Origin of the sequence: Mycobacterium parascrofulaceum ATCC BAA-614 (assembly GCF_000164135.1) — a bacterium.
Taxonomy (GTDB): domain Bacteria; phylum Actinomycetota; class Actinomycetes; order Mycobacteriales; family Mycobacteriaceae; genus Mycobacterium; species Mycobacterium parascrofulaceum.
The window spans coordinates 368,967-379,507 of sequence record NZ_GG770553.1; the positions used below are offsets into that span (position 1 = coordinate 368,967).

General features: G+C 69.7%; 10 protein-coding genes. 1 reads left to right on the top strand and 9 read right to left on the bottom strand.

Annotation, left to right across the window (positions count from 1 at the left end):
* From egtA to HMPREF0591_RS01880, 9 genes are all read right to left on the bottom strand, one after another.
* On the bottom strand, positions 1 to 1,088 hold a 1,088-nt coding region (gene egtA / locus HMPREF0591_RS01840), incomplete at its 3' end, for an ergothioneine biosynthesis glutamate--cysteine ligase EgtA (RefSeq protein WP_007166686.1).
* 167 nt (positions 1,089 to 1,255) lie between these two features.
* Positions 1,256 to 1,903: a sensor domain-containing protein gene (locus tag HMPREF0591_RS01845; protein ID WP_085981556.1), complete on the bottom strand. Its 648-nt coding sequence runs from the start codon at positions 1,901 to 1,903 to the stop codon at positions 1,256 to 1,258.
* A 50-nt stretch (positions 1,904 to 1,953) separates the two neighbouring features.
* Complete coding sequence (locus HMPREF0591_RS01850) at positions 1,954 to 3,396, bottom strand: catalase (RefSeq protein WP_007166688.1); 1,443 nt, start codon at positions 3,394 to 3,396, stop codon at positions 1,954 to 1,956.
* A gap of 76 nt (positions 3,397 to 3,472) precedes the next feature.
* Entirely contained in the window at positions 3,473 to 3,823 is a 351-nt protein-coding gene (locus tag HMPREF0591_RS01855; protein ID WP_007166689.1) for a hypothetical protein, read from the bottom strand.
* A gap of 148 nt (positions 3,824 to 3,971) precedes the next feature.
* On the bottom strand, positions 3,972 to 4,340 hold the full coding sequence (locus HMPREF0591_RS01860) for a hypothetical protein (protein WP_007166690.1): 369 nt from the start codon (positions 4,338 to 4,340) through the stop codon (positions 3,972 to 3,974).
* A gap of 126 nt (positions 4,341 to 4,466) precedes the next feature.
* Positions 4,467 to 4,703, bottom strand: a complete 237-nt coding sequence (locus HMPREF0591_RS30220) for a hypothetical protein (RefSeq protein WP_007166691.1) — start codon at positions 4,701 to 4,703, stop codon at positions 4,467 to 4,469.
* Between the two features lie 206 nt (positions 4,704 to 4,909).
* Positions 4,910 to 6,061 (bottom strand): DUF4185 domain-containing protein, encoded by a 1,152-nt coding sequence (locus HMPREF0591_RS01870; protein WP_040620907.1) that lies wholly within the window; start codon positions 6,059 to 6,061, stop codon positions 4,910 to 4,912.
* Between the two features lie 7 nt (positions 6,062 to 6,068).
* Positions 6,069 to 7,127 (bottom strand): aspartate-semialdehyde dehydrogenase, encoded by a 1,059-nt coding sequence (locus HMPREF0591_RS01875; protein WP_007166693.1) that lies wholly within the window; start codon positions 7,125 to 7,127, stop codon positions 6,069 to 6,071.
* Positions 7,128 to 8,393: an aspartate kinase gene (locus tag HMPREF0591_RS01880; RefSeq protein WP_007166694.1), complete on the bottom strand. Its 1,266-nt coding sequence runs from the start codon at positions 8,391 to 8,393 to the stop codon at positions 7,128 to 7,130. It lies immediately after the preceding gene.
* 298 nt (positions 8,394 to 8,691) lie between these two features.
* On the opposite strand from HMPREF0591_RS01880, the gene leuA reads away from it, so the two are divergent.
* Positions 8,692 to 10,533: a 2-isopropylmalate synthase gene (gene leuA, locus HMPREF0591_RS01885; RefSeq protein WP_425270115.1), complete on the top strand. Its 1,842-nt coding sequence runs from the start codon at positions 8,692 to 8,694 to the stop codon at positions 10,531 to 10,533.
* The last annotated feature ends 8 nt before the right edge of the window (positions 10,534 to 10,541 follow it).

Below are 10,541 nucleotides of genomic sequence, written 5' to 3' on the forward strand. Positions count from 1 at the left end.
AGCCGCCGGTCGCGCAGGCCCGACCGCGCCGCGGTGTCCCACGCGGTGGCCACCGGCTCGACCGCCTCGGCCGCGATGCCGGCGGCGACCGGGTCGTCGAGCAGGGCGACCAGGGTGAACACCAGGGCCGGCCAGAAGTCCTCCGGCACGCTGTCGAGGTAGCGGATCTCCAGCCAGCGCCTCGGCCGCACCGGCGGGAACAGCGTGGTCAGGTGGTATTCCAGGTCGGCCACGGTGGGGCGGCGGCCGCCGAGCAACACCCGGCCGTCCACCCAGTCGGCGAACGGGACCCAATCGGTGACCGCCACCGCGTCCGGGCAGTGGACCAGCATCACGGGGGCCTTGAGCGCGTAGCGCGCCCAGTCGGTGCCCGGGTCGTCCCCGCTCACGCCCAAAACGGGCCCGCACCGCGCCGAATCCATCTGGCCCCACACCCACTGCCGGGTGGACGACCACCCGGTGAACCCGCCGCACAGCATCGGCGAGTTCGCGGCCATCGCGATCATCGTGGGCCCCAGCGCGTGCGCCAGCCGCACCCGGTCCGCCCAGCCGGCCCGCGGCCCGGCGTCCAGGTTGACCTGAATGGACGCGGTGGACGTCATCATCGCCGCGCCCGCCTCGCCCGACCGGCTGGACGCGAAGAACTGCTCCATGGCCCGGTAGCGCGCGCCCGGGTTGATGCGCTTGGGCGGCCGCAGCGGGTCCGCCCCGAGGAACACCAGGCCAAGCCCGGCGTCGACGAACGCCGACCGCAGCACGGCCTGGTCGCGCCGCATCGCGTCGATCGCGGCCAGCACCCCGTCCGCCGGTGGGCCGGACAGCTCGACCGCACCGCCGGGCTCCACCGTGATCCGGCTGCCACCCGGCAACTCCGGCAGCGACCCCAGCACCCCGGCGATCTCGTCCCAGCCGGGCCTGCGGTGCGGGTCGACCGGGTCGTGGCAATGGGCCTCCAGTTCCAGGCCCACCCGCCCCAGCGGGGAATCCACCAGGCAGCCGTCGGCGATGTAGCCCGCGGCCGCCTGCGAATCGGCCATCTCGGAGCTGCCCAGCTCGGTGCCCGCGGTAGTGATAGCGGCGAACGTCAAATCACTATCCCTTCGGGCCCTAGCAAGCCTGAACTTTCGCGTCCGCGGCCCGCCTTCCCACCGGCTGAGGGAACGGCAACCGCCACTACTTCATCTAGCAGATGGGTCCGACATATTCCCGCCCGCGCCGAATTTCAAGCATTCCCGGCCGGGCCGCCGCACCCGGCTCACTGACCCAGCGCATTCTGCATCGCCCCTGCCAGCACGTCGACCGCCGGCCCGGCGTTGCCGGATTGGCAGACCTTGGCCTGTAGCACGACATTTTCGCGCAGCCTGGTTTGATTGAAGCACCGCCGATCGGTGCCGGCCTCCTGCTTGGTCCAGCTCGCGTCGGCGGGCCCGGGCGGCCCGCCGTCGAAGGACCACACCTGGGTGGCGCCGTTGTCCAGGTGCATCGCGGTGGTCTGGCCCGAGCAGCCCACCGTCCGATCCACCAGCCGGTGGAAGGCGCGCCGGGCGGCGTCGTTGGTGGCGAACACCCCGACCGCCTGCTTGACGAAGTGGGTCTGGTCGGTGGCCGACGTCTGGGTGACGGCGCCGTTGAACGAAGCCAGGTCCGGGTCGTCGTACACGTCGGGCAGGCCGATGTCGGCCCAGTTGTTGCACACCGGAACGTCCACCCAGTCGTTCTGGACCGGTTGGGTGAACACCGACTCCCAGCCCATGGGCCCACCGACGATGTTGCCTACCGACCCCTTACCCAGGACCGCGTAGTTCACCACCCCCGGTTCCGACGGGTGCGCGGCCGCAACCGGAACGCCCAGCGCCGTCCCGACCGCCGCACCCGCGACAACCACCGCGGCACAGATCCGCATGGTCATGGTTTTCGATCATGCCAGGGCGGCCGCCGGGTGGCGAACGTCGGCTATTGCCCCCGCACGCCCTCCTCGACCTTCTTGCCGAGGTCGGGGTCGACGTTGCGCCAGTACTCGAACACCCGCGACAGCACCGGCTCCTTCACCCCCTTGGAGACGTGCCCGACGATGTTATGCGCCAGCCGGTCCCGGGCCGCGTCGTCGAGGACGTCGCGGACCATGGCGCCGGCCTGGCCCCAGTCGTCGTCCTCGGCGTGCAGGATGTAGGCGGCGCGGACCATGTCGCCGTCGGCGTGCCAGCGCACCTCGGCGGCGCGCGCCGGGTCGGCGTGCGGCCCGCCGTAGGAGTTGGGCGCATAGACCGGGTCGGAGACGTTCTTCATCCGCATCGCGCCGTCCTTCGAGTAGCTGTTCACCTCGACCTTCGGCGTGTTGACCGGGATCTGCCGGTAGTTGGTTCCCAGCCGGGCGCGGTGCGCGTCGGAGTAGGAGAACCCGCGCGCCTGCAGCATCTTGTCCGGGCTCAGCCCGGTGCCGGGCACCGTGTTGTTCGGCTCGAAGGCGGCCTGCTCGATCTCGGTGTGGTAGTCGGTGACGTTGCGGTTCAGCGTCATCTTGCCCACGTCGATCAACGGGTAGTCGCCGTGCGGCCACACCTTCGTCAGGTCGAACGGGTTGAACCGGTAGTCCCGGGCCTCCTCGTACGGCATGACCTGCATCTTCAGCGTCCAGCTCGGGTGGTCCCCGCCCTCGATCGCCTCGTACAGGTCGCGCTGGTGGTAGTCGCCGTCCTCGCCGGCCAACCGGTCGGCGTCCTCCTGGGTCAGGAAGTCGATCCCCTGGTCGGTGATGAAGTGGTACTTCACCCAGAAGATCTCGCCGGCGGCGTTGATCCAGCTGTAGGTGTGGCTGCTGTAGCCGTTCATGTGCCGCCACGTCTTGGGGATCCCGCGATCGCCCATCAGCCAGGTCACCTGGTGCGCGGACTCCGGCGAGAGCGTCCAGAAGTCCCACTGCATGTTGTGATCGCGCACATTGCTCGCCTGCAGCCGCTTCTGGGACCGGATGAAGTGCTGGAACTTCAGCGGGTCGCGCATGAAGAAGATCGGCGTGTTGTTGCCGACCAGGTCGAAGTTGCCCTCGCTGGTGTAGAACTTCAGCGCGAAGCCGCGCGGGTCGCGCCAGGTGTCCGGGCTGCCGCGCTCGCCGGCGACGGTGGAGAACCTGGCCAGCATGTCCGTCTTGGTGCCGGGCTGGAAGACCGCCGCCCTGGTGTATTTGCTGACGTCGTTGGTGACCTCGAACGTGCCGAAGGCGCCGCCGCCCTTGGCGTGCGGCTGACGCTCCGGGATGCGTTCCCGGTTGAATTGGGCCATCTGCTCGATCAGGTAGTGGTCCTGCAGCAGGATCGGGCCGTCGGGGCCGACCGTCAACGACTGGTCGTCGCTGGGGGCGGCGATGCCGGCGTCGGTGGTCGTGAAGCGCTCCGTCATGTCGCTATCTCCTCGTTTGCTGGGCTGACTCCGGGCGTTGGCGACGAAAACTCTTGCGCGCCAATACCGTGGGGGTTTACGGCCGGGGCGCCGGCGACGCGGGCGCCGGGCTGACGCCGGTCGGCTGCTGGCCGGGACCGCTCATCCCCGGGCCGCGGCCGGGGCCGCCGGGGCCGCCGGGGCCGCCGCCCGGTTTGAACATCTGGCCGTGGTGATGGTGGCAGTGGTGGTAGTGCCCGTAGACGAACGCACCGGCGAAGAACACGGTGGCGATGATGAAGACGATGCCGGCGACGATGACAACCCACGCCGCGGCCTTATAGAGCCGCGGGGGCTTCACCCGTTCCGGGAGCGGCGGCGGTGGCGGCGCGGCGGCCGCGTCGGCGGGAGTGGGCGGAGTCTTCGGCGGTTCGGGTGTCTCGCTCATGCCTGCATGATGCCCCGGGTTGCGACGGGCATAACAGGTTCAGCCCACAAAACTTGCTGTGAATCGAAATGCGGCGGCCGGTTGCCGCCGCCGACATGACGCGCAGCCCGGTGCTCTGCCGAGCACCGGGCTGCTGGGTTGATCGGGACTACGGCGTCCGGGACGGGGCGACCGAGGACGGAATCTGGCCGGGACCGGGCGCGCCGGGGGTCGCCGACGCGGGTCCGCCCTGCTGGACGCCGGCCTGGCCACCCGGACCGCCCGGGCCGCCCATGCGGTGCGGGTGCATCCACGCGGCGGGGTGCTTGTGATGGTGGTGATGGTGACCGCCGTGGTGCCCCAGGGCCATTCCGGTGAAGAAGATGACGGAGACGATGAACACGACGCCGGCGACGATGGCGACCCATGCCGCGGCGATGAAGACCCTGGGGGTCTTGTACAGCGGTTGCGCCGCGGCGGGCGCCGGTGCGGTTGCGGTGGAGGTCCGCGCGGTGGGGGATTCAGATGCTTCACTCATGAGACAAATGATGAAGCCGTTAACAGTAGTCGCGGCTATGCGTCGGTTATGTAGCAGCTGTGAGCTGAAATCGCGCCTGTGGCGCAGGGATCCGACTGGATCCCGCCGTGGAGCGCGCCGGGCCCGCTAGCCCATGCCGCCGCCGGCTCCGCCGCCAAGGTCGTGGTCACGCGGCAACTCCTCGACGGGCGGCAGCGGCTGGGGGGAGGGCGGCGTGGAACTGGTCGACGGCGGTGCCGCGGGCGCTGACGGGCCGGTCGCCGGCTGCATCGTCGTCGAAGCGGTGGCGGCACCTACGCACGTGACGGCCAGCACGACCGCGGCGGCACCACCGAGGAGCGCAACTTTCCCGGCTTCGGTCATCAGCAAATCCTCGCCCTCATCTCGGACTCAATGGCACGCACATTCATCGCGCCTACGCCGCTGACCGTAAGGACGAAAGCGGGGGGCACGGCACTGTGAGGAAGAGACAACCCGACGGAAACAATTGCCGGTATCCGCCGCGGTGAGGATGTCGCGATCGGCTGTCGCCGAGCTGGCGGCAACGTTTGCGGTCGCTGTCCTTCGTGTCAGTTGGCTTGCTCCGGCTTGAACGGATTGACGGCGAACTGGATCACCCGGTACGGCGCGGCCACCCGGGCGCGGGTGTCCCACTGGCTGACGAAGATTCGCAGCTCGTCGAGCGTGGAACCGGGCGAGATGTATCCGCCGTACGGTTGCGCGAGCCGGTTGTCGTAGGGCGGCGGCAGGCTCTCCGCGGGCTCCGGCCACTCGGCATGCTGCACCACCGTGGTCACCGGGGCGTCGCCCAGCGACGTCGGGTCGTCGGCGACGCGAACCTCCATGTTGCCGGTGACCGAATTGAAGTAGGACAGCACGGCCTTGCCGTCGATTTGCCGCACGCACATCTCACCGACCGCGTCCGGCCACAGCGGGGTCGGGGGCCTCCCCCAGCCGCCGCCCGGACCACCGGCCCAGCCCTGCCACCGCGACCGGTCGGTGAACGTTTGCGGGGTGGCCCGGTAGAGCAGGACCGGGTCCCGGCGGGTGAAGCTGTCGGCGACGATGTAGACCCAGCCGGTCGGCGAGTCCGGGGTGGGGATCGGGTCGTAGTAACCGCTGATCTGGGTCTGCGAGCCGCCCTGGTAGGAGGCGGGTCGGCGGGAACCGGCGATCGTCTGCCAGCCCGCCCGCTGCGGTTCGGCCGTCACCAGCCGCGAGCTTTGCGGCTCCAGGTTCTTCGTCGTGGTCACCAGCACGTAGTTGCGCCGGTTGACCTGCACCACGCCCGCGGGCAGTTGCGAGGCGCCGGGCGGGGCGGGATCGGCCAGCAGCGGTTTGCCGATTCCGGTCACGCCGGTGTAGCGCACCCCGGCGGGGTCGTCGACGGACGCGCTGTCCACGTGCAGGGCCACCGGCGCATACCAGCCGCCGAAACCGACGCCCTGGCCGGCGAAGCTGTCGCCGCAGACCTGCAGCAGCTCGGTGGGGAACTCGACGAACTCACACAGGTCGGTCGCGCCGATCCCGTAGTCCCCGGTGGGCGTGCCGGTGCCGGCCGTGGGGCCGATCCGCAACACCTGACCGGGCGCCAGCGGACCCACGATCGGCTCGGGGGCCGGCGCCGGGGGGTCGGCGTGGGCAATCCAAAACCATTGCGGCGCAACCAGGCTCAATGCAAGCGAGCACCGCGCGACCAGTCGAGTGGGGGCGGTGCTCACCCGCGGATCACAACTGGGCGGCCAGCAGTTCGGCGATCTGGATGGTGTTCAGCGCCGCGCCCTTGCGCAGGTTGTCGCCCGACACGAACAGGGCCAGCCCACGCCCGTCGGGCACCCCCGGGTCACGCCGAATGCGGCCCACCAGCGACTCGTCGACGCCGGCGGCCGCCAGCGGGGTGGGCACGTCCACCACCTTCACACCGGGCGCGCCGTCGAGCAGCGCGCGGGCGCGATCGGGCGACAGCGGCCGGGCGAATTCGGCGTTGATCGACAGCGAGTGGCCGGTGAAGACCGGGACGCGCACGCAGGTGCCGCTCACGGCCAGCTCGGGGATGCCGAGGATCTTGCGGCTCTCGTGCCGCAGCTTCTGGTCCTCGTCGGTCTCCCCGGAGCCGTCGTCGACCAGCGAGCCGGCCAGCGGCACGACGTTGAAGGCGATCGGCGCGACGTACGTCTTGGGCGCCGGGAACTCCACGGCGGAACCGTCGTGCACCAACTGCTCGGCACCGTCGATGACCGCGCGCGCCTGGGTGGCCAGTTCCTCGACCCCGGCCAGCCCGCTGCCCGACACCGCCTGGTAGCTGGAGACCACCAGGCGCACCAGTTCGGCCTCGTCGTGCAGCACCTTCAGCACGGGCATCGCGGCCATGGTGGTGCAGTTCGGGTTGGCGATGATGCCCTTCTTGAGGGACCGGGCGCCGGCGGCGACGTCTCTCTCGAAGTTCACCTCGGACACCACCAGCGGCACGTCGGGATCCTTGCGCCACGCCGACGAATTGTCGATCACCGTCACGCCCGCCGCGGCGAACCGCGGCGCCTGCACCAGCGACATCGTCTTGCCCGCGGAGAACAACGCGATGTCCAGCCCGGTCGGGTCGGCCGTCGCGGCGTCCTCGACCTCGATCTCCTGGCCGCGGAATGCCAGCTTGCGTCCCTGCGAGCGGGCCGACGCGAAGAACCGCACCTTTAGCTCGCCACCAGTCGCCGGGAAGTCCCGCTCGTCGAGCAACCTGCGCATCACCTGGCCCACCTGGCCGGTGGCCCCCACTACCCCGATAGCAACCATCTATCTACCCGTCCCCGCGTACACCGTCGCCGACTCCTCGCCGCCGAGCCCGAACGCCTCGTGCAACGCCACGACGGCCTTGTCCAGTTCGGTGTCGCGGCAGAGCACCGAGATGCGGATCTCCGAGGTGGAGATCAGCTCGATGTTGACGCCGACCTCCGCCAGGGCCTCACAGAACGTCGCGGTGACGCCGGGGTGGCTGCGCATGCCCGCGCCGATCAGCGACACCTTGCCGATGTGGTCGTCGTAGAGCAGCTGCGTGAACCCGATCTCGTCCTTGAGCGCGTCCAGCTTCGCCACCGCCGTGGGCCCGCTGTCGCGCGAGCAGGTGAAGGTGATGTCGGTCTTGCCGTCTTCGACCTTGGAGACGTTCTGCAACACCATGTCGATGTTGACCTCGGCGTCGGCGACGGCCCGGAACACCCTGGCCGCGTAGCCGGGGATGTCGGGGATGCCGACGACGGTCACCTTGGCCTCGCTACGGTCGTGCGCGACTCCGGTCAGGATGGGGTCTTCCATGGGCTTGTCCTTGATCGATCCGACGACGACGGTGCCTGTCTTGTCCGAGTACGACGAGCGGACGTGCACCGGGATGTTGTAGCGGCGGGCGTATTCCACACAGCGCAGCATCAGCACCTTCGCGCCGCACGCCGCCATCTCGAGCATCTCCTCGAACGTCACGGTGTTGAGCTTGCGGGCGTTGTGCACAATCCTGGGATCCGCGCTGAAGATGCCGTCCACGTCGGTGTAGATCTCGCAGACGTCGGCGTGCAGGGCGGCGGCCAGGGCCACCGCGGTGGTGTCCGACCCGCCGCGGCCCAGGGTGGTGACGTCCCGGGTGTCCTGGCTGACGCCCTGGAACCCGGCGACCAGCACGATGCGCCCCTCGTCGAGCGCTTCCTGCAACCGGCCGGGCGTGACCTCGAGGATCTTCGCGTTGCCGTGGGTGCCGGTGGTGATGACGCCGGCCTGCGAGCCGGTGAACGAGCGCGCCTGCGCGCCCAGCGATTCGATCGCCATGGCCACCAGCGCGTTGGAGATGCGCTCGCCGGCGGTCAGCAGCATGTCGAGCTCCCGCGGCGGCGGGGCTGGACACACCTGCTGGGCCAGGTCCATCAGGTCGTCGGTGGTGTCACCCATGGCGGAGACCACCACGACGACGTCGTTCCCCTGCTTCTTGGTCGCGACGATGCGCTCGGCGACGCGGCGGATCCGATCGGCGTCGGCCACCGAGGATCCGCCGTACTTTTGCACGACGAGCGCCACTGTCTCCCTTTCCCACAGGCGTTTAGGTCCACAACAGAATACGTGCCTGCACATCGCGATTTTCCCGGCGAGGCGCCCGGGGTGAACTCACGGCTTCGCGGGTGCGTTCACGGCTGAATTGTCGCGGGTTTCCCGCCCTCAACGCACGCGGGAGGCCGTCGCCGCACGCGCGACGGCTTTCGCGCAATTTTCTCCGTGGCGCCAACCGCGGTAGAGTTCTCGTCGTGCAGCGGGTGCTCCTCCTCGGACGCCGCGACGGGGTCTGATCCAGACCGGCCTCCCGTCGCGGGTGTTCGCGATGCGCCGGTCTGAGGTTCCTTCTGACACCCCCGGAGCAATCACCGTGACTTCCAATCCCGACGCCTATACGTCGCAACGATCCATCGTCAAACCCGCGGGCCCGCCGGCGCCCGGCCAGCCCGGGTGGAATCCCCAGCGCGGTTCGGCGATGCCGGTCAACCGGTACCGGTCCTTCGCCGACGAGGTCGAGCCCATCCGGCTGCCCGACCGCACCTGGCCCGAGCGCGTCATCGACCGCGCGCCGCTGTGGTGCGCGGTGGACCTGCGCGACGGCAACCAAGCGCTGATCGACCCGATGAGCCCGACCCGCAAGCGCCGCATGTTCGATCTGCTGGTGCGCATGGGTTACAAGGAGATCGAGGTCGGCTTCCCCTCGGCCAGTCAGACCGATTTCGACTTCGTGCGCGAGATCATCACCGACGGCGCCATTCCCGACGACGTCACCATCCAGGTGCTCACCCAGTGCCGGCCCGAACTCATCGAGCGCACCTTCCTCGCGTGCGAGGGCGCGCCGCGGGCCATCGTGCACTTCTACAACTCGACGTCGATCCTGCAGCGCCGCGTGGTCTTTCGCGCCGACCGCGCGGCGGTGCAGGCCATCGCGACCGACGGCGCCCGCAAGTGCGTCGAGGAGGCCGCCAAATACCCTGGCACACAATGGCGTTTCGAGTATTCACCGGAGTCCTACACCGGCACCGAGCTGGAGTACGCGCGGCAGGTGTGCGACGCCGTCGGCGAGATCATCGCGCCGACCCCGGAGAACCCGATCATCTTCAACCTGCCCGCCACGGTGGAGATGGCCACCCCGAACGTCTACGCCGACTCGATCGAGTGGATGAGCCGCAACCTGGCCAACCGGGAATCGGTCATCCTGAGCCTGCACCCGCACAACGACCGCGGAACTGCCGTTGCCGCAGCCGAATTGGGCTTCGCCGCCGGTGCCGACCGGATCGAGGGCTGCCTGTTCGGCAACGGCGAGCGCACGGGCAACGTGTGCCTGGTGACGCTGGGGCTCAACCTGTTCTCCCGCGGCGTCGACCCGCAGGTCGACTTCTCCAACATCGACGAGATCCGTCGCACAGTGGAGTACTGCAACCAGCTGCCGGTGCCCGAGCGGCATCCCTACGGCGGGGACCTGGTGTACACCGCGTTCTCCGGCAGCCACCAGGACGCCATCAACAAGGGCCTGGACCAGATGAAGATCGACGCGGACGCCGCCGACGCCGACGTCGACGACATGCTCTGGCAGGTGCCGTACCTGCCGATCGACCCCAAGGACGTCGGGCGCACCTACGAGGCGGTGATCCGGGTCAACTCGCAGTCCGGCAAGGGCGGCGTGGCCTACATCATGAAGTCCGACCACGGCCTCGCGCTGCCGCGGCGGCTGCAGATCGAGTTCTCCCAGGCCATCCAGAAAATCACCGAGGGTGAGGGTGGGGAGGTCTCCCCGAAGGAGATGTGGGACGCCTTCTACGAAGAGTACCTGGCCCCGGTGTGGCCGCTGGAGCGGATGAAGCAGCGGGTCGAGGCGTCCGAGGAGGACAGCGGCACCACCACGATCGCGGCCACCGTCAAGGTCAACGGGGTGGAGACCGAGGTCAGCGGCGCCGGCAACGGCCCCCTGGCTGCGTTCGTGCACGCGCTGGGCGACGTCGGGTTCGACGTCGCGGTCCTCGACTACTCCGAGCACGCGATGAGCGCCGGCGACGACGCGCAGGCCGCCGCCTACGTGGAGGCGTCGGTCAACGGCCGCACGGTGTGGGGCGTCGGGATCGCGCCGTCGATCACGACCGCGTCGCTGCGGGCGGTCGTGTCGGCGGTCAACCGCGCGGCGCGCTAGTGCAGTAC

Coding starts and splice junctions, on each gene's coding strand:
- HMPREF0591_RS01845 (WP_085981556.1), bottom strand. CDS start 1,903: ATGCGGATCTGTGCCGCGGTGGTTGTCGCGGGTGCGGCGGTCGGGACG.
- HMPREF0591_RS01850 (WP_007166688.1), bottom strand. CDS start 3,396: ATGACGGAGCGCTTCACGACCACCGACGCCGGCATCGCCGCCCCCAGC.
- HMPREF0591_RS01855 (WP_007166689.1), bottom strand. CDS start 3,823: ATGAGCGAGACACCCGAACCGCCGAAGACTCCGCCCACTCCCGCCGAC.
- HMPREF0591_RS01860 (WP_007166690.1), bottom strand. CDS start 4,340: ATGAGTGAAGCATCTGAATCCCCCACCGCGCGGACCTCCACCGCAACC.
- HMPREF0591_RS30220 (WP_007166691.1), bottom strand. CDS start 4,703: ATGACCGAAGCCGGGAAAGTTGCGCTCCTCGGTGGTGCCGCCGCGGTC.
- HMPREF0591_RS01875 (WP_007166693.1), bottom strand. CDS start 7,127: ATGGTTGCTATCGGGGTAGTGGGGGCCACCGGCCAGGTGGGCCAGGTG.
- leuA (WP_425270115.1), top strand. CDS start 8,692: ATGCGCCGGTCTGAGGTTCCTTCTGACACCCCCGGAGCAATCACCGTG.